Annotated in this window: 17 protein-coding genes and 3 tRNA genes; 5 read left to right on the top strand and 15 right to left on the bottom strand. The window is 66.7% G+C overall.

The features are described from left to right. Window positions 1–110: 110 nt before the first annotated feature. Window positions 111–848 (bottom strand): GcrA family cell cycle regulator, encoded by a 738-nt coding sequence (locus HLH25_RS09395; RefSeq protein WP_375288969.1) that lies wholly within the window; start codon window positions 846–848, stop codon window positions 111–113. Window positions 849–1,143: 295 nt separating this feature from the next. Next, window positions 1,144–2,325, bottom strand: a complete 1,182-nt coding sequence (rnd, locus tag HLH25_RS09390) for a ribonuclease D (protein ID WP_182973810.1) — start codon at window positions 2,323–2,325, stop codon at window positions 1,144–1,146. A gap of 125 nt (window positions 2,326–2,450) precedes the next feature. Between rnd and queF the strand changes: the two genes are divergently transcribed. After that, window positions 2,451–2,930 carry a preQ(1) synthase gene (queF, locus tag HLH25_RS09385; protein WP_310889081.1) on the top strand — a complete coding sequence of 160 codons (480 nt, stop codon included), beginning with the start codon at window positions 2,451–2,453 and terminating at the stop codon, window positions 2,928–2,930. Between the two features lie 168 nt (window positions 2,931–3,098). On the opposite strand, the gene atpC is transcribed toward queF, so the two are convergent. From atpC to HLH25_RS09355, 6 genes are all read right to left on the bottom strand, one after another. Continuing rightward, window positions 3,099–3,521, bottom strand: a complete 423-nt coding sequence (atpC, locus tag HLH25_RS09380) for an ATP synthase F1 subunit epsilon (RefSeq protein ID WP_114729037.1) — start codon at window positions 3,519–3,521, stop codon at window positions 3,099–3,101. 31 nt (window positions 3,522–3,552) lie between these two features. Next, window positions 3,553–5,028: a F0F1 ATP synthase subunit beta gene (atpD, locus tag HLH25_RS09375; RefSeq protein WP_182973808.1), complete on the bottom strand. Its 1,476-nt coding sequence runs from the start codon at window positions 5,026–5,028 to the stop codon at window positions 3,553–3,555. A 37-nt stretch (window positions 5,029–5,065) separates the two neighbouring features. Then, the gene (locus HLH25_RS09370) at window positions 5,066–5,947 is read right to left on the bottom strand and encodes a F0F1 ATP synthase subunit gamma (protein ID WP_182973807.1); all 882 of its coding nucleotides are present in this window, start codon (window positions 5,945–5,947) and stop codon (window positions 5,066–5,068) included. 16 nt (window positions 5,948–5,963) lie between these two features. Continuing rightward, a complete protein-coding gene (gene atpA, locus HLH25_RS09365) occupies window positions 5,964–7,502 on the bottom strand; it encodes a F0F1 ATP synthase subunit alpha (protein ID WP_182973806.1) in 1,539 nt (512 codons plus the stop codon). Next, complete coding sequence (atpH, locus tag HLH25_RS09360) at window positions 7,502–8,098, bottom strand: ATP synthase F1 subunit delta (protein WP_114729045.1); 597 nt, start codon at window positions 8,096–8,098, stop codon at window positions 7,502–7,504. The genes atpA and atpH overlap by 1 nt, the downstream gene beginning before the upstream one ends. Before the next feature lie 101 nt (window positions 8,099–8,199). Beyond that, window positions 8,200–9,333 (bottom strand): LacI family DNA-binding transcriptional regulator, encoded by a 1,134-nt coding sequence (locus HLH25_RS09355; protein WP_246401824.1) that lies wholly within the window; start codon window positions 9,331–9,333, stop codon window positions 8,200–8,202. Window positions 9,334–9,501: 168 nt separating this feature from the next. On the opposite strand from HLH25_RS09355, the gene HLH25_RS09350 reads away from it, so the two are divergent. Beyond that, window positions 9,502–10,287 (top strand): SDR family oxidoreductase, encoded by a 786-nt coding sequence (locus HLH25_RS09350; RefSeq protein WP_182973805.1) that lies wholly within the window; start codon window positions 9,502–9,504, stop codon window positions 10,285–10,287. Here the strand turns inward: HLH25_RS09350 and HLH25_RS09345 are convergent. Beyond that, window positions 10,254–11,732 (bottom strand): MFS transporter, encoded by a 1,479-nt coding sequence (locus HLH25_RS09345; protein ID WP_182973804.1) that lies wholly within the window; start codon window positions 11,730–11,732, stop codon window positions 10,254–10,256. The genes HLH25_RS09350 and HLH25_RS09345 overlap by 34 nt on opposite strands. Window positions 11,733–11,752: 20 nt before the next feature. Continuing rightward, a tRNA-Gly gene (locus HLH25_RS09340) sits at window positions 11,753–11,826 on the bottom strand. A 217-nt stretch (window positions 11,827–12,043) separates the two neighbouring features. Here HLH25_RS09340 and HLH25_RS09335 point away from each other — a divergent pair. From HLH25_RS09335 to nusG, 3 genes are all read left to right on the top strand, one after another. After that, window positions 12,044–12,120 (top strand) — tRNA-Trp (locus tag HLH25_RS09335). A gap of 127 nt (window positions 12,121–12,247) precedes the next feature. After that, on the top strand, window positions 12,248–12,442 hold the full coding sequence (gene secE / locus HLH25_RS09330; protein WP_114729053.1) for a preprotein translocase subunit SecE: 195 nt from the start codon (window positions 12,248–12,250) through the stop codon (window positions 12,440–12,442). A 9-nt stretch (window positions 12,443–12,451) separates the two neighbouring features. Further along, entirely contained in the window at window positions 12,452–12,982 is a 531-nt protein-coding gene (gene nusG / locus HLH25_RS09325) for a transcription termination/antitermination protein NusG (protein WP_114729055.1), read from the top strand. Window positions 12,983–13,135: 153 nt separating this feature from the next. On the opposite strand, the gene HLH25_RS09320 is transcribed toward nusG, so the two are convergent. From HLH25_RS09320 to HLH25_RS09300, 5 genes are all read right to left on the bottom strand, one after another. Beyond that, entirely contained in the window at window positions 13,136–13,774 is a 639-nt protein-coding gene (locus HLH25_RS09320; protein ID WP_182973803.1) for a PqiC family protein, read from the bottom strand. A 3-nt stretch (window positions 13,775–13,777) separates the two neighbouring features. Further along, a complete protein-coding gene (locus tag HLH25_RS09315; RefSeq protein WP_182973802.1) occupies window positions 13,778–15,466 on the bottom strand; it encodes a PqiB family protein in 1,689 nt (562 codons plus the stop codon). After that, the gene (locus tag HLH25_RS09310; protein WP_246401822.1) at window positions 15,463–16,899 is read right to left on the bottom strand and encodes a paraquat-inducible protein A; all 1,437 of its coding nucleotides are present in this window, start codon (window positions 16,897–16,899) and stop codon (window positions 15,463–15,465) included. Before HLH25_RS09310 ends, HLH25_RS09315 begins: the two co-directional genes overlap by 4 nt. Window positions 16,900–17,325: 426 nt before the next feature. Next, window positions 17,326–17,401 (bottom strand) — tRNA-Thr (locus tag HLH25_RS09305). A 101-nt stretch (window positions 17,402–17,502) separates the two neighbouring features. Beyond that, complete coding sequence (locus tag HLH25_RS09300; protein ID WP_182973800.1) at window positions 17,503–18,894, bottom strand: NAD-dependent succinate-semialdehyde dehydrogenase; 1,392 nt, start codon at window positions 18,892–18,894, stop codon at window positions 17,503–17,505. Between the last annotated feature and the right edge of the window lie 31 nt (window positions 18,895–18,925).

The raw sequence follows: 18,925 nt of genomic DNA, 5'->3' as shown, positions 1-18,925 counted from the left end.
GCGGTAATGCGCCGCCGGCCTCCGCGGACATGCGCGAAGACACAAAAAAACGCCGCGGATCATAACGATCCGCGGCGTTTTTTCATGACATCCCGGCGTGCCGGCGCGTGTCAGGCCACGTTGTCGCGCCGATCGCGCAGCTTCACATAGGCAAGCTGCGCATGTTCGGCACAGTAAGGCTTTCCAGGGACCGGCGTCGCCCCGCAGAAATGAAAGCCCGGCGTGCCCGGATCGCCCAGCGGCCAGCAGCAGCTCAGGCCGCTGCGACGCGGCGCCGGGCTGGAGACCGCGCGCAACGGCGCACGCGGCGTTTCCGGCCGCGACACGCTCGGGGCCACCACCGGCGGCGGCGGGGGAACCGCCTGCACCACCGGCTCACGCTCGGCGCGCACCGGCGCCTGCGGCACGGGCTCGGCCTGCTGCCGGACCGGGCTCACGACCGGCGCGGCCTCGGCCACACGCGGCGCCACCGGCACAACAGGTGCCACCACAGGCGGCACGACCGCCGAAGGCACCACCGCAACGGGCGCGGGAGCCGCCGCAACAACCGGCGACACGGCCGGCGGCACCACGACCGACGCCGAAGCGGCGGCAGCGGTTTCCGTGGCCGGAGCCGAAGCCGTGGCCAGGGCCGGAGCCGGTGCGACGACTGCCTCACCGGGTTCAGCCGCACCGGCCGAAGCCGGCCGTCTGCGAATTGGTGACGGACGCGCCTGTAGACCGAGGCGATGCGCCTTGCCTACAACCGCGTTCTTCGTCACCGAAAGCTGGCGACCGATCTCGGCCGTCGACAGCCCCTGCTGCCAAAGCGCGCGGAGACGCGCAATCGTCTCCTCGGTCCATTCCATAGCCATGCCATCTCTCCTGACGAAGGACAGCCGAAAACTAGGCTTATCTTGTGGTGGACTCAACCATCCCACCACAAAATCTTGTGGACAAGGCTGGGAGTAACCTGTTCACAACCCGGGGGAAAAACGGTGCGAAACCTGTCCGTAAATATGCGCCGACGACGATCGAACGCGCCTCCGCGCTCCGATGCGCGCGGCCCCTCAAGGCCGCTCCGCTCCAATGCCCGGACACACATGCCGGGCGCGCCCCCTGAAGAGCCGCCCGCGCTCACCGGCCCACAGTCCGGTCAGGCTATCAGCACCCGACCCGGCGAATGCGCGTCCCATCCACGCCCAGCAGCATGGTCCCGGCCTTCAGCGCCAGCGCATCCTCGCCGAACACCACCCGCCGCCAGCCCTGCATCACCGGCAGGTCGGGCTCGGCCTCCAGCGCCAGCCGGTCGATATCCTCCGACGACGCCACCAGGCGCGGCGCCACGTCATGCTCCTCGCAGCACGCCGCCAGCAGCACTTTCAGCAGCGCGACCAGCGCGGGCGACGGGCGCGGGCCGTCCTTGCCCTTGTTCTGGCGCGGCAGCGCTGCCTCGGGCAGCGCATGCGCCGCCGCGATGGCCTCCAGCAGCCCGGCCCCGCTGCGTCCCTCGGCAAACCCGCGCGACACGCCGCGCACGCGCGCCAGCGCCTCGGCATCGGTCGGGGCGGTCGCCGCGATCTCCAGCAGGCTCTCGTCCTTCAGCAGCCGCTGGCGCGGCACGTTCACCCGCTGGGCTTCCAGTTCGCGCCATGCGGTAATGGCCCGCAGAATGCCCAGCATCCGCCGGTTGCTGGTGCGCGGACGCATCTTTTCCCACAGGGTCTCCGGATCGGGGCGGAACGTCTCGGGCCGGGTCAGCACCGCCAGTTCGGCCGCCACCCATTCCGTGCGCCCTTCCGTCTCCAGCCGCTCGCGCAGAAGCTGGTAGACGGTGCGCAGATACGTCACGTCGGCGGCGGCATAGGCAATCTGCGCCGGCGACAGCGGCCGGGCGGACCAGTCGGAGAAGCGGTGCGCCTTGTCGATATGCGCGCCCGTCAGCGACGAGACCAGATTGTCATACCCCACCTGGTCGCCATAGCCGGCGACCATCGCCGCCACCTGGGTATCGTACAGCGCCGCCGGCAACCGGCCGAACAGATGCAGGAAGATTTCCAGGTCCTGCCGCGCGGCATGAAACACCTTGGTCACCGCCGGATCGTCCAGCAGTGCGCCCAGCGCCGACAGGTCCAGTCCGGGCGCCAGCGTGTCCACCACCACCACGTCGTGTTCACCGGCCAACTGCACCAGACACAGTTCCGGCCAGTAGGTCCGTTCGCGGACGAACTCGGTATCGATCGTCACGAACGGCTCCCGCCGCAATCGTTCGACAACCGCAACCAGTTCGTCGGTGGAGGTCATCAGGACAGGGGCGGGAAAACCCGCTTTGAGTGCACGCGCCATGTTGTCCTGTTATCATGGGGTTCCACCGGTGCGAAAGCACCCAAGGGAGAAAACCGCCGCTTGACGCGGCAAAGGCGGCTCCGGCATCACCCCTCTCCACAGCCCCGCAGCAAGGATCACGGAACGTGAGCGCATCCACCCCGCCCGACGACGGCACCCAGGCCCTCACGCAACTGGGCCGCGCCGCCGCCCAGCCCGCCAGCCCCGAGGACGCGACGCTGGAGCGCGTCCCCGCCCCCCATCGCGACCGGCGTTACCTCGTCCGCTTCACCGCGCCGGAATTCACGTCGCTCTGCCCCGTCACCGGCCAGCCGGATTTCGCGCACCTGGTCATCGACTACGTGCCCGACCAGTGGATCGTGGAGAGCAAGTCGCTCAAGCTGTTCCTGACCAGCTTCCGCAACCACGGCGCGTTCCACGAGGCCTGCTCGGTCCAGATCGCCACCACGCTGGTCGATCTGCTATCCCCGGTCTGGCTGCGCATCGGCGCCTACTGGTATCCGCGCGGCGGCATGCCCATCGACGTGTTCTGGCAGACCGGCGCCCCGCCGGCCGATGTGTGGATTCCCGACCAGGGCGTGCCGGGCTATCGCGGGCGCGGTTGAGAGCCTTCTTTTTCTGAAGAAAAAGAAGCAAAAAGACTTTTATCCGTTCAGGAGCCTCGCAACGCGCGGCGATAAAGGCTCCTGAACAGATCGGCCAAGAACGCAAAACGCCCCCGACTCGCAGGAGCCGGGGGCGTTCCACATGAAACCAGTCTGCGGCCGAAAGTCTCAGGCGGCCTTCACGGCCTCGCCGCCGGCGGCTTCGATTTCAGCCCGCGCGGACTGCATCTTCGCCATCAGCAGGTCCAGCGCCGGCACGTTCATCTTGTCGGCGGCGTCGTAAGATGCCTCCAGCCCGGCAAGCCGCTTCTGCGCATCGGCCACCGACAGGTCGGCCAGCGCCGTCGCCTGATCGGCCAGAATGGTGCAGCGGGTCGCCGTCATGTCGGCAAACCCGCCGGCGACGAAAAACCGTTCCGTCACCACGCCATTTTCATACAGTTCGACCACACCGCCGCGCAGCAGCAGCATCATCGGCGCGCGATCGGGCATGGCGGCGATATCGCCCTCCAGGCCCGGAATCACCGCCATCTCGACAGCGCGCGAGAAGAGAACCTTCTCGGGACTGACGATCTCGACCTCAATCGACATGGGCTGTCTTCCTTGCGCGGGAGCCGGCCGTTCAGGCCGATTCCTTCATCTTCTCGGCCTTCGCGACCGCTTCTTCGATCGAGCCGACCATGTAGAACGCACCTTCGGGCAGGTGGTCATACTCGCCGGCCACGATCGCCTTGAACGACCGCACGGTGTCTTCCAGCGAAACCAGCTTGCCCGGCGCGCCGGTAAAGACTTCGGCCACATGGAAGGGCTGCGACAGGAAGCGCTGGATGCGGCGCGCACGCGCCACCAGTTGCTTGTCGTCTTCCGACAGCTCGTCCATGCCCAGAATGGCGATGATGTCCTGCAAAGACTTGTAGGTCTGCAGGATGCGCTGCACGTCGCGCGCCACCTGATAATGCTCTTCGCCGACGATCTTCGGGTCCAGCGAACGCGAGGTCGAATCCAGCGGATCGACGGCCGGATAGATGCCCATTTCCGCGATCGAACGGTTCAGCACCGTCGTGGCGTCCAGATGCGCGAAGGTCGCGGCAGGCGCCGGATCGGTCAGATCGTCGGCCGGCACGTAAACGGCCTGCACCGAGGTGATCGAGCCCTTCTTGGTCGAGGTGATGCGCTCCTGAAGCGCGCCCATCTCGGTCGCCAGCGTCGGCTGGTAGCCCACGGCGGAGGGGATACGGCCCAGCAGCGCCGAAACCTCGGCACCCGCCTGCGTGAAACGGAAGATGTTGTCGACGAAGAACAGAACGTCCTGCCCTTCCTCGTCACGGAAATACTCGGCCAGCGACAGGCCCGACAGCGCGATGCGCGCACGCGCGCCCGGCGGCTCGTTCATCTGGCCATAGACCAGCGCCACCTTGGAACCCTCGGTGGTGTTCTCGCCCAGCTTGATCACGCCCGCGTCCTGCATTTCGTAATACAGGTCGTTGCCCTCGCGGGTCCGCTCGCCGACGCCGGCAAACACCGACACGCCGCCATGCGCCTTGGCGATGTTGTTGATCAGTTCCTGGATGATGACGGTCTTGCCCACGCCGGCGCCGCCGAACAGGCCGATCTTGCCGCCCTTCAGGTACGGGCACAGCAGGTCGACGACCTTGATGCCCGTGACCAGGATCTCGGTCGCGGCCGCCTGCTCTTCGAACGACGGCGCCTTGCGATGGATCGGGTAGCGCTTGGTCGCGGGCACCGGGCCACGCTCGTCGATCGGCTCGCCGATCACGTTCAGGATGCGGCCCAGCGTGCCGGGGCCGACCGGCACCGTGATCTGGTTGCCCGTCGCCACGACCTCGGCGCCACGGGTCAGCCCGTCGGTCGAGTCCATGGCGATGCAGCGCACTTCGTGCTCGCCGATTTCCTGCGCCACTTCCAGCACGACCGTCTGGCCGTTGAAGGTGACATGCAGCGCGTCGAGAATATGCGGCAGCGTGCCTTCGAACTGCACGTCCACAACGGCGCCGCGCACCTGCGTCACGCGGCCGACGATGTTGCTGGACTGGCCCTGCGTGGCGGCAGGAGCCTCATTCACTTTGGTTTCCGACATGGGGTCAGCTCCTGCGGCGAGGGAAGCGGATCGTTGCTCAGAGCGCCTGGGCGCCCGAGATGATCTCGATCAGTTCGTTGGTGATGTTGGTCTGGCGGGTACGGTTGTATTTCAGCGTCAGCCGGTCGATGGCTTTGCCCGCGTTGCGCGTGGCATTGTCCATCGCCGTCATGCGTGCGCCCTGCTCGCCCGCGGCACTCTCCAGCAGCGTCGCATAGATCTGCACCTGGAGGTTGCGCGGCAGCAGGCTGGACAGCAGCTCTTCCTCGCCCGGCTCGAATTCGTAAACCGGCGCGTCGGCCGAGGCCGCCACGTCATTCGCCGGCAGCGCCAGCGGAATCAGCTGCATCGTGGTGGGCGTCTGCGACATCACGTTCTGGAAGCGGTTATACACCAGCGTGCAAACGTCGAATTCGCCCTTCTCCGCCATCGCGGCGATCCGCTCGCCCAGTTCGGCAGCGGCCGAGAACGGAATCTCCTTGCCGCCCGATCCATGGATTTTATCCAGGATCAGGTCGGAGAATTCGCGCATCAGATAATCGCCGCCCTTGCGGCCGACCGGCAGCAGGCGAACGGTCTTGCCCTCGGCCTGCAACTGGCCGATCAGGTCGCGCGTCTTGCGGTTGACGTTGGCGTTGAAGCCACCCGCCAGCCCACGGTCGCTGGTGATCGGGATCAGCAGGTGAACCCGGTCGTTGCCCGTGCCGGCCAGCAGGGTCGGCAGGCCGCTCTGGCCGCGCGTGCCGGCACCCAGTTCAGCCAGCATCCGGCGCATCGCCGCCGCATAGGGGCGGGCGGCTTCGGCGCGGGTCTGGGCCCGGCGCAGCTTGGCCGCCGCCACCATCTTCATGGCGCTGGTAATCTTCCGCGTCGATTTGACGCTGCCGATCCGCGCGCGAAGGTCCTTCAGGGATGCCATGGGTGCCTGTCCGCCTTCAGCCGGCGAACTGACGGCTGAAGGCCGTCAGGAAGTCGGTCAGACGGACCTCGTTGTCCTTGGTGATCTGCCGCTCGGTACGGATCGACTCCAGGATGTCCTGGCCAGCCGCATGCAGCTCGGTCCGAAACTGGCGCTCGAAGGCCGTCACCTTCTCCACCGGCACATTGTCGATGAAGCCGCGCGTGCCGGCAAACAGCACGCACACCTGCTCCTCGACCGGCAGCGGCGAGGTCTCGGGCTGCTTCAGCAGTTCGACCAGACGCGCACCACGGGCAAGCTGCTTCTGCGTCGCCGGATCGAGGTCCGAGGCGAACTGCGAGAACGCCGCCATTTCACGATACTGCGCCAGCTCCAGCTTGATCTTGCCGGCAACCTGCTTCATCGCCTTGATCTGCGCGGCCGAACCGACGCGCGACACCGAGCCGCCCACGTTCACCGCCGGACGGATGCCGCGATAGAACAGGTCGGTCTCCAGGAACACCTGGCCGTCGGTGATCGAGATCACGTTGGTCGGAATGTAGGCCGCCACGTCGCCGGCCTGCGTCTCGATGACCGGCAGCGCCGTCAGCGAACCCGCGCCATATTCGTCCGACATCTTCGCCGCGCGTTCCAGCAGGCGCGAATGCAGGTAGAACACGTCGCCCGGATAGGCTTCACGGCCCGGCGGACGGCGCAGCAGCAGCGACATCTGGCGATAGGCCACGGCCTGCTTGGACAGATCGTCATAGACGATCAGCGCATGCATGCCGTTGTCGCGGAAATACTCGCCCATGGCGCAGGCGGCGTACGGGGCCAGATACTGCATCGGCGCCGGGTCGGACGCCGTGGCGGCGACGACGATGGAATATTCCATCGCACCGGCCTCTTCCAGCGTGCGCACAAGCTGCGCCACGGTCGAGCGCTTCTGCCCGATGGCGACATAGATGCAGTACAGCGACTTCTTGTCGTCGCCCAGCGCGTTGACCGGCTTCTGCGCGACGATGGTGTCGATCAGGATGGCGGTCTTGCCGGTCTGGCGGTCGCCGATGACCAGTTCGCGCTGCCCGCGCCCGATCGGCACCAGGGCGTCGATCGCCTTGATCCCGGTCTGCATCGGCTCGCCGACCGACTGGCGCGGCATGATGCCGGGCGCCTTGATGTCGGCGCGCTTCATGATCACGTCGCCGACCAGCGGCCCCTTGCCGTCGATCGGGTTGCCCAGGCCATCGACCACGCGGCCCAGCAGGGCCTTGCCGGTCGGAACCTCGACCACCTTGCCTGTGCGGGCAACGGTGTCGCCTTCGCGCATCTCGGAGTCGTCGCCGAAGATCACGACGCCGACATTGTCGTTCTCGAGGTTCAGCGCCATGCCCTGCTGGCCGGAGGCCGGGAACTCGACCATCTCGCCGGCCTGCACGTTCTGCAAGCCATAGACGCGGGCGATGCCGTCGCCGACCGACAGGATCGTGCCGGTCTCGGCGACCTCGGCACTCGTGTCGAACGAGGCGATCTGCTGCTTGAGGATATCCGAAATCTCAGCGGGACGGATTTCCATCACGCGGCTCCCTTCATGGCGTGGTGCAGGCGGGTCAGGCGGGAATTGAGGCTGGTGTCATAAAGCCGGGCGCCGACGCGCACGACCAGACCGCCCAGCAGAGCCGCGTCAACGCGCTCCTGAATATTGACCTTGGAATAGCCGGCCTCGGCGAGGCGGCCCTGAATCTGTATGCGCTGCACGTCCGTCAGCGGCTGGGCCGAGACGATCTCGGCCACGGCCTCGCCACGGCGGGCCGCCGCGATCGCCGCCACGGCGTCCAGGATCTCAGCCAGGCGGGGCAGCCGGCGGTTGCGGGCGACCACGCCGACGAAATTGCGGATGACCCACCCGAAGCCCTGGGCTTCCAGCACGGCGTCCAGCGCCTTCGTCGACACGGCGATATCCAGCGTGCGATTCGTCAGGACGGCGCGCAGCTCGGCGCTTTCCGCGATCAGGCGCCGCAGCGCCGCCGCATGGTCCAGCACGTCATCAAGCAGCCAGCGTTCGGCGGCGAAATCGTAGAGGGCCGTCGCGTAACGACCGGGCAGGCCATTGGCAACGGAGGCGATCGGTATTGTTGTCGTTCCACCCGAAACCACGGTCGGTCTTTCCATCCCAGTGTCTTTAGGTCATTGCAGCGCGCCAACGGCCCGGCACGAAGTCCAAGCCGATGGCGCGCCTCTAGCATGCTGATCCGCCACGCGCAACACGCGCGTCAGGCCGGCACCGAGAGCAGCGCGGGGCGGAAGGCCGTCGTCTCGCGCTGCATCAGCGTCACGCCCAGATCGACGATGCGCGGCACGTCGAGCCGGCCCGCCAGCAGGTCCAGTACCATGGTCCCCGTCCGCTCGCCGATGGCACGGTAATCGACCGCCACCGTCGTCAGCGCGGGCACCACGGCGCCGCCGATCTCGAACCCGCCAAACCCCATCAGCGACACGTCCTCCGGCACCCGCACACCCCGGCGCCGGCACTCCATCAAAGCCCCCACGCCCACCAGATCGGACACGGCGAAGACGGCATGCAGGTCCGGCGCCCGGTCCAGCAGCGCACCCATGGCCTGCCCACCCTGGGTAAACGAGACCGGCGGCTTGCCCATCCGCTCTACCAGGTCCTCCCCCAGTCCCTCCTCGCGCAGCACCTCCACGAAACCCTCCAGCCGCCTCCCGCCACGATGGTCGCAGGACAGGCCGTCGCCTTCCGCCGCCAGCACCCCGATTCGGGTATGGCCCAGCGCGATCAGGTGGCGGGCGGCCAGTCGTCCGGCCTCGTGGTTGGAGTACCCGACCATGGGGTGCACCGGGTCGGCCACCAGCCCCGCCATCTGCACGATGGGAATCGTCTCGCCCGCCAGCAGCGCCCGCAACGCCGGCCCACGCGGCCCCGCCGGCAGCACCAGCGCCTCGGCCCGCCGCCCCAGCATGTCCCGCACATGCCTCAGCATTGCGTTTTCGTCATAGTCGGTATACCCGATCAGCAACTCATAACCTTCCCGACGGATGATGTCGGTCAGGCCGCGTGCCGCATCGGCGAAATTGGTATTGGTCAGCGTCGGCACCACGAGGCCGACGAATCCGCTGCGCCGGGTCGAAAGCGCCTCGGCCGCCCGATCAGGCACATAGCCCAGTTCGTCGATCGCCCGCGCGATCGCCTCGCGCGTATCGGGCCGCACCAGATGCGGGGCGCGCAGCGCGCGCGACACCGTCATCCGCGACACGCCGGCCCGCACGGATACGTCGATGATGGTCGGCCGCACGCCGGCGCGCGCCACGACCGCCGCGGCGTCGGGCTCCGTCGTCCGCCGCGCGCTGCCCGTCGCTTCCTCGCCCGTCATCCGCCTGCCTGCCATCTCCGCCCATGCCCCTGCGCATCGCGACCACTCCGCGCGTTGGTGCGTTATCCATCCGCGACGCGCTTATAGTCACCTCGCCCGGCGACCAAAGCCACATATATCATCAAACGCACGATGCGCCCGCCCAGCGACGGACGCATCCGAGCAGGAAAGAAGGAAACACCCATGCCCGCTTCGCCCCTTTTCGACCTGACCGGCCGGCTGGCCCTCGTCACCGGCTCCAGTGGTGGAATCGGCTACGCCATCGCGGCCGGCCTGGCCGATGCCGGCGCTCACGTCATCCTGAACGGGCGCGATGCGACGAAGCTGGAGGAAGCCGCCGCCCGCCTGCGCGACACCACGCCGCAGGGCGCCACCCGCACCATCCTGACCCGCCCCTTCGACGTCACCGACCGCCAGGCGGTCGAGGATGCAGTCGGCGCGATCGAGGCCGAAGACGGGCCGATCCGCATCCTGATCAACAATGCCGGCATCCAGCGCCGCGCTCCGCTCGACGCCTTCCCGCCCGAGGACTGGTCCGAGATCATCCGCACCAATCTCGACAGCGTATTTTTCGTCGGCACGGCGGTCGCCCGGCACATGATCCCGCGCGGCATGGGCAAGATCATCAATATCGGCAGCGTACAGTGCGAACTGGCCCGCCCCGGCATCGCGCCCTACACCGCCACCAAGGGCGCGGTGAAGAACCTCACCCGCGGCATGTGCGCCGACTGGGCACGCCACGGCATGCAGATCAACGCCATCGGCCCCGGCTATTTCGAAACGCCCCTGAACCGCGCCCTGGTCGAAGACCCGGAATTCAACGCCTGGCTGACGAAGCGCACGCCCGCCGGTCGCTGGGGCAAGGTGGAGGAACTCCAGGGCGCCGCCATCTTCCTGGCCTCGGACGCCTCATCCTTCGTCAACGGCCAGACGCTCTATGTCGATGGCGGCGTGCTGTCGGTCCTGTAACCCGCCACGGGCACAGGCGCGGGCGCATCGTCGAACAGCGCCCGCGCCGCCTGCGCACTGGCCCGCGCCCGTCCCCCGGTCGTGAAAAACCCCAGCGCGCCCACCGCGCAGGAGAGCGCCACCAGCAGCCACCAGATCCGGTGCGTCGCCAGCGCCAGCGCGGCGCCGCTCCCCGCCGCGCGGGTCAGCACCGCGCCCATCATCGTCCCCGACAGCGCCACACCCAACAGCGCGCCGACCTGCCGGCTGGTCGAGGCCAGTGCCGCCGCCAGCCCCGCCTGATCGCGCGGCATCCCCGAAACGGCGCTGTTGGTGATCGGCGCGTTGCACAACCCGAAGCCACAGCCGCAAAGGCTGTATGAGAGCAGCAGCACCCCAGGCGGCGTCGCCGGCGTCAGCCCCGTCAGCAGCAGCGCCCCACTCCCAAGCCCGCACGCCGAAAGCATCAGCGGCAACCGCGCGCCACGCGCCCCCACCAGCCGCCCCGACAGCGGCGCGCACACCACGACCCCCAGCGCGAAGGGCAGCGTGTACAACCCTGCCCGCATGGCGGACAGGCCGCGCGATTCCTGAAGATAAAGCGTGTTCAGGAACAGGAACGAACTGAAGATCGCAAACGCGAAGACCGCGATCACGATCGCTCCGGAAAAAGGCAACGCACGAAAAAACCGCAGGTCCAGAAGCGGATGCGCGCTGCGCCGTTCCACCCGGTACAGCACCACCAGCCCCACCGCCGCAATCGCCAGCCCCGCGCGAATCACCGGCGCATCCCATCCATAATCCCGCGCTTCGATCAGGGCGGCGGTCGCGGCCGCCAGGATCAGGGCCACCAGCGCCTGCCCCGCCCGGTCGATCGGCCGCACATGAACCGCCCGCGATTCGGGAATCACCCGCAGGCTCAATACCAGCGCCAACGCCCCCACAGGCAGATTGACCAGAAACACGGCACGCCAGCCCACCAGCGTCGTCAACATGCCGCCGATCAGCGGCCCCAGCGCCAGCGCCAGCCCCGACATCGCGCCCCACACGCCGATCGCCCGCGCCCGTGCCGCGGGCTCGACGAAGACATTGGCAATGATCGAAAGCGCCACCGGATTCAGCATCGCCCCGCCCAGCCCCTGGAACCCGCGCGCCAGCACCAGCGCCCACGCACCGGCCGCCAGCCCGCACAGAAGCGAGCCAAGGCAGAAGACGACGATTCCCGAAGTGAACACCAGCCGCCGCCCGATCCAGTCGGCGGTCGATCCCGCCAGCACCAGCAGCGTCGCGACCACCAGCGTGTAGGCATCCACCACCCATTGCAGGGTCGACAGTCCGCCCCCCAGCCCGGCGCGAATCGCCGGCAGCGCCACGTTGACGATGGTCACGTCCATCATCACCAGAAAAAGGCTGAGGCAGCAGGCAGCCAGCACCAGATGCGGCTTGACGGAAGACGATCGGATCATGCGCGGAGAATTCGGGAGAATGGAGCGGGCGAAGGGAATCGAACCCTCCTCAGAAGCTTGGAAGGCTACTGCATTACCACTATGCTACGCCCGCCCATATGGCTCTTCCATACCGCCGAACCCGCCTCTCCGGCAAGCCCTCTCCGCCATCCCGCAAGGGCATGAATCAACACCGGGAAGAACGAATCGCCTCCCCCCTCTTGACTTTACCCGCTGGGCATACTTTTTTCCGCTGCCTGCGCCGGGTTCGCACGGGTGGCCAGGGGAACAGCTTTCCGCTATTCCGTTGGTCGGCGCCGCAGGCGGCTTGCAGGGGTGTAGCTCAATTGGCTAGAGCGCCGGTCTCCAAAACCGGAGGTTGTGGGTTCGAGACCCTCCACCCCTGCCACTCGCCCCGGTCGGGAGTTTTCCCGCCCGGACCGTGACGGTGCCCCCGACATGCAGTATTTGGGTGTTTCCGGCCTCGTCCGCGCTCCGGTCCGGACAGCGGCGTGGTGGTTCGAGAAGGGTGTTTCGTGTCGGTCAGTCCCGCGAAATTTGTGCAAGATGTCCGCGCCGAGGCGAGCAAGGTCACATGGCCCACACGTCGCGCCACGCTGGTGACGACAGGTGCCGTGCTGGCAATGGCCACCATGACGTCGGTTTTCTTCTTTGTCGTCGACCAGATCATCGGCCTGGGCGTACGTGAACTTTTTGGGCTGGGAGGCTGAGGAACGACCATGGCAAAACGTTGGTACGTCGTTCACGTCTATTCAGGCTTCGAAAAGAAGATCGCCCAGCACATCAAGGAGCAGGCGGCTCAGAAGGGTCTGTCCGACCATTTCGGTGACATCCTGGTCCCCTCCGAAGAGGTGGTCGAGGTCCGTCGCGGCCAGAAGGTCAGTTCCGAGCGGAAGTTCTTCCCCGGCTACGTGCTGGTCAACATGGAACTGACCGACGAAGCTTGGCATCTGGTCAAGGACACGCCCAAGGTCACCGGCTTCCTGGGCACCAAGACCCGTCCCTCGCCGATCCCCGCGGCCGAAGCCGAGCGGATCATGAAGCAGGCGCAGGAAGGCGTGGAGCGTCCCCGCCCCTCCATCACCTTCGAGATCGGCGAACAGGTGCGCGTGTCCGACGGCCCGTTCACTTCCTTCAACGGCACGATCGAGGAAGTGGACGAGGAAAAGGCGCGCCTCAAGGTCAGCGTCTCGATCTTCGGCCGCTCGACTCCGGTCGATCTCGAATACAGCCAGGTCGAAAAGCTCTAGGCAACCCGACCATCCGGATACGAAAAGGGGCGCTGCGAGGCGCCCCTTTTTCGTTCCAAGGGCTTTGCCCTTGACCCACCAAAGGGCCAAGCCCTTTGGAAACCCAATCGTTTTTCAATAATCGGGGTGCAGGGCAGCGCCCTGGCCTGACCGTCAGGCGGGTGGCGCCACAGGCCCAAGCGCCCGCAGATGCGCCGCCGCACGATCCGCCACCTGCCCCAGCAACGCACACAGCGCCGCCACCAGACCGGCCGTCCCCGAACCGCCGACCGGCAGGTTCAGCGCCAGCACGTCCGACGCCCCACCGTCATGCCCAAGCCAATGGACAGCCAGACTGCCGCCCAGCACCGCCTGCCCGCTGGCATCGCGTGAAAAGCGTGTCAGCGTCAGTTCGACCACCGCCAGCGCCGTGGTCGCCACCGCGTCGTTCTGGGCGAAGATGGTGCTGCCCGGCAGGCGCTGCTGAAGGTCGGCAGTCAGTACGTGACCTATCATGCTCGGCAGCGCCTCGCTCCAGGCATCGCCGCTCGCGGTCTTCAGGCGATAATCGCCCTCGCTGCGCACGATGCGCTCGCGGTCCAGCGACGTCGCCACCGAAGGCGTCCGCACCTCGATCACCGCCGGTCCACCCGCCTGGGCGGCACCGGGCCACGGCACGAGGGCATAGAGGTTCGGGTCCGACGAACACGCGGCCAGCGGGCCGGCGGCGGCGACGGCAAACAGGCCGCCAGCCCCCAGCAGAACCGCCCGGCGCGAGGCAAACGGGCGGGAAGGATGCCCTGACAGTCTCATAGGCTAGCGTCCCGTAATCAGCGCCGAGGGATGGCGGTTGAGGAAATCGGTCAGGAAGCGCAGCGACCGCGCGGCCTCGTTGAGCTGCACCAGCATCTGCTGCAGATCGCGGTGGAAGTCGGTATCGCCGCCATAACTCCCCATCAGCTTGTTCGCATTCTTCAGGGTGCTGTCCAGTTGCGCGCTCATCTGCGGCAGGCGCTGGAACAGCGGATGCATGCCGGTGCGGGCGTCGCTCGCCAGCCCCTGGATGCTCCGCAGCGAATCGCGCAGCGCAACGATGGCCTGCTTCACTTCCGGCGAATTGATCCGTGCGTCGGAATGCGCCAGCAGGTTGTTCAGATTATCGCCCACCTGGGTCAACGGCATCGCAGCGATCTTGTCGGCAACGGTGGAAAGCGAATCCATGATGCCACTCATGCCGCCGGCCTTGCTGGGGATGACCAGCGCCGTACCCTCCGTCGTCACGACGGCCGGGGTGGCCTTCTTGACGAAATTCAGGCCGATCATCGATTCGCCGGTCAGCAGGCTGGCACTATCGACCGAGGCCCGAAGCCCGTTATCCACCAACGCCTGAATGGTCGCACTCATGGTATCGCGATGAATTTCGCTCAACGGCAGGATGCGCTCGGGCTGGATCTCCATCCCCACCCGCACCCGGGCGGTCCCATCCTTCTGGTCCAGCATCAACTTCACGCTGGTCACGGTGCCCACCTGAATGCCGAACATCGTCACCTGCGCCCCGGTCGTCAGGCCCGAGACCGAACTGGTCAGATACGTGACCAGCGACACACGCTCGCGATAGCCCGCATTATCCGCCGCCTCATTGCTCTCATACAGCCGGAAGACCGAATTCTTGGGCGCGGTCGGCGCGGAGGTCCCCTCCCGCTTGTCCGGCAGGCCGAACGCGACCCCGCCCGAGAACAGGGCCTGGATCGATTGCAGCTTCACCTTCAGCCCGCCGGCACCCAACCCGACCTGCACGCCCGACACGTTCCAAAAGCGCGTATCGGTGCGCAGATAGCTGTCATAGGGCTTGCGGATAAAGACCTGGATCAGGATCGGCCCCTCGCCTCCCGGCGGCATGGTGTAGCCCAGCACCTCACCCACATCGATGTCGCGGAAGAAGACCGGCGCCCCTTGTCCGATCGACCCCAGCGAGGGGCTAATCAGCGTATAAGTGTTGCCGGGCTGGTCCGAGCGCATTCCCGGAGGCGCCTCCAATCCCTTGAATTTGCTTGCGCTGGCGCCCCCCGGCACCCCCGGGTCCATCGCAATATAGGCCCCGGTCATCAGGGTTTCGAGCCCGGTGACGCTGGCACCGTTCAGGCGCGGCCGCACCACCCAGAAGCGCGCGTGGTCCGTCAGCATCGGCGATGCATTGGCGCTCATGCGCACCTTCACCTCGACATGGCGCATATCGGGCGTCAGCGTCACGTCCTGCACCGTACCCAGGGGCACGGCCTTGTTCTTCACCTGGGTCTGGCCGCTGGTCAGCCCGTCCGCCGTGTCGAAGATGATCGTGATGTCCGGGCCGCGCCCCATGATGCCGCGCCAGCCCAGATAGCCGGCGATGGCCACCGCCACGATCGGCACCAGCCAGACGATCGAGAAACGATATCGGCGCGCCGAAGCCTCGGGCGGCGAAGCCGCGGCACGATCGTCGGAATGATCTTGGGGGTCGTCGGTCACGCCTGCCTCGGCTCCATCCTGTCAGTTTCTGCCGCGCGCCGGCCGGTCCGCGCACGCACGGCGGCGGACGCCACGCCATCGAGCGACGGCCCGTTCAGGCCAGCCGCATCCCACATCACCCTGGGGTCGAAGCTCCATGCCGCGAACAGGGTCAGCACCACCACCGAGGCAAAGGCCACCATCCCGGCATTGGCCGTGACGCTCGCCAGCGAATTGAACCGGACGACCGCCACCAGGATCGACACCATGAAGACGTCGATCATCGACCACCGGCCGATCACATCCACCACGCGGAACAGCCGCGTGCGCTTGACCAGCGCGAAGGACGACCCGCTCCAGGTGCCGATCACCATCCAACTCAGACTGAGGATCTTGAGCATCGGCACCAGGATGCTGGCAAAGAACACCAGCAAGGAAAGCGGGATCATCCCGTCTTGCCACAGTTCGATGGCCCCTTCGATGATCGTATGGCCACCTCCGCCGCCCATCTTGAAGAAGGTCATGACCGGGTAGAGATTGGCCGGAAAATAGAAGATGACGGCCGACAGCAGAAAGGCGCTGGTCCGCGCCAGCGTGTCGGGCGCCCGTCGCCAGACCTTGTGGCCGCAGCGCGGACAGACACCGACGCAGCGCAGGTTGCTGACCGGCGCCCCCAGTTCCCCCACCAGCCCGCAGGACGGGCAGGCCACCAGATGATCGACCGGCGGCAGCGGAATCTCGTCGATATGCACATGGCTGACCGCCACACGCTCCCCATCCTCCTGCCGGGTGATGGCATCCACGCGCCGGTGCCGCCAGATCCGTTCGGTATCGAGGGTCGAATCCGTGGCCGCCATGGTCAGCATCAGGGCCGATATCAGATAGACGGCGGGGCCGACATCGACATGGGCCAGATCCGTCAGCTTGGTATAGGCAACGAAAATACCCAGAACATAGACCTCGATCATCGACCAGGGCCGCATCTTCTCGTACCAGATCAGCAGGTGCGGCGCCCAGTCAGGCATCTGCCGCCGGCTGGCGGCGTAGAGGATGGCGAACATCATCCCGATCACCACCGCCGGCGCCGCGATGGTCACCAGCCCGACCAGGAGCCCGGCTTCCCCCCATCCCTCATGCAGCAGTTCCATGGGGCCGGTGAGCAGGTCCACCGTACGTTCGCGCCCATACACGTCCAGCGTCATCAGGGACGACGCCAGAGCCGCCAGATACAGCGCGCAGGAACTGATGCAGAAAGCGAGTGGCGTCTGGAGCGGCGAGGTCCGGCGCCGCCACTCCAGCGTCTGCCCACACCGCGAGCAGGCGGCCAACTCGCCGGCCTGCAACGGGGGGCGGCGCTGAAACAGGCCGCATCCGGGACATTCCACCAGATCATCGATCGTCCGGACATGGCGCAGGTCGGCTGTCCGACGTGGCCAAGCGGCCCGACGGAGCATGCGTGAAGTCCGCGCTGACATCGTCTCGCTCATGACTCGCCGTACTATAAATCAAAATCGGATCGGCGATAGTCATCCAGCATATTGCTGCCATGACGAGAGCCGGAAGACAGGCGGAGGGGGAGAATTTCCATCGCGAATAACGGCCGGACCACCGCATGACCCGCCCGGCAGGCCCCTGATCATCGCAGGAAAATCAGAATATTTGGATAACACTCGGACGAGGGGACAAAATGACAGGAACGTCTCGCCGAGATAACGATCTCTTGAGCATCGTCGCCCCAGCCATCAGCCGATCAGGCAACCCATTCGCTCATCGTGAAGGAAAATACCAGCGGCTGCCCCCACAAACGGGACATGCGGCACACTGCCAAACCACCCAGCCCATAGCAACGACCGACAGGAACGATCGACGGAAGACTGAAGTGGTGCCGGTGAAGAGATTCGAACTCCCGACCCCATCATTACGAATGACGTGCTCTACCAACTGAGCTACACCGGCAACGAGGCGAGCGTATAACGGGCCTGAAAGGGCATTGCAACCCCCCATCCGACGGATCGCCGGCCAATCCCGCAGGACCGGCCGGCGCCCCGGTCAGGCAATCAGAACGGCGCGTCGATATCGACGACGTCGATCAGCTTGTGGTTGACGAACTCCTTGATTCCCAACCCGATCAGCTCGCGGCCGTAGCCCGAGCGCCCAACGCCGCCAAAGGGCAGGTCGGCCTTGACCATCGTCGGATGGTTCACGAACACCATGCCGGTATGGATCTTCTTCGCCACCTCGACACCGCGCGCGGTGTCCTTGGTGAAGACCGAGCCACCCAGTCCATACGGCGTGTCGTTGGCGATGCGAATCGCGTCGGCCTCGTCACGGGCACGGAAGATCATCGACACCGGGCCGAAGAACTCCCACAGGCGGGCAGGGTTGTCGCCCGTCATGCCGGTCAGGATCGTCGGCTGCACGAAGGCACCGGTCTCGGGCACGCGGGGCCCGACCTCGGTTGCCGTCGCGCCATGCGCCACGGCCTTGGCGATGTTCTCGCGGATCTCCTGGGCCGCCCCCTGCGACGACAGCGGTGCCAGCGTGGTCTCGGGGTCCATCGGGTCGCCGGCCTTCAACGCCGCCACACCGGCGGTGTAGAGTTCCATGAACCGGTCATAGACCGCATCGACCACGATCACGCGCTTGGACGACACGCACACCTGCCCGGCATTCCAGTGCCGGCCGAACACCGCCCATTTCGCGGTTTTCTCCAGATCGGCGTCTTCCAGCACCACGAAGGCGTCGGCGCCGCCAAGCTCCATGGTCGTCTTCTTCAGCGCCTTGCCGGCCTGCGACGCGATCACCGAGCCGGCCCCTTCCGAGCCCGTCAGGGCCGCACCGCACACGCGCGGATCGTTCAGGATCATCTCGACCTGCCCACGGGTGGGGTACAGGTTGCGGAACGCGCCGTCCGGCAGGCCCGCACGCTTCATCAGCGTCTGGAAGATCGCCGCACTCTGCGGCACGTTCGAGGCATGCTTCAGCAGCACGGTATTACCGGCCGAAAGCTGCGGCGCGATGATGCGCGCGATCTGATAATAGGGGAAATTCCACGGCTCGATCGCCAGCAGCACGCCCAGCGGCTGATGCACCAGCACCGCATCGCCCGAGCGCGGGTCCGACACCGGCAGTTTCTCCGGCGCCAGCAGGCTCTCGGCATGCTCGGCATAATAATCGAAGATCGCCGCCGACAGCTCGACCTCGGCCTTGGCCTCGGCAAACAGCTTGCCCATTTCCAGCGTCAGCAGGCGCGCGAAATCATCGGCTTCGGCCCGCAGGATCTGGGCCGCCTTCGTCATCACGGCGGCACGGGTCGCAAACGGCGTGTCGCGCCAGTCCAAGAATGCCGCGTGGGCGTCGTCAATCGCCTGACGCACCTCGTTATCCGTGGCATCCGGGAACGTGGCCAGCACTTCGCCGGTATAGGGGTTGGTCGTTGCGTATGCCATAAGTCGTTTTCCTTCCAGCGGGCCATTTCCG

It is taken from the genome of Gluconacetobacter dulcium (genome assembly GCF_014174165.1).
Taxonomy (GTDB): domain Bacteria; phylum Pseudomonadota; class Alphaproteobacteria; order Acetobacterales; family Acetobacteraceae; genus Gluconacetobacter; species Gluconacetobacter dulcium.
The sequence above is the reverse complement of the archived record's forward strand: the minus strand, read 5'-3'. Positions and strand labels throughout refer to the sequence as shown.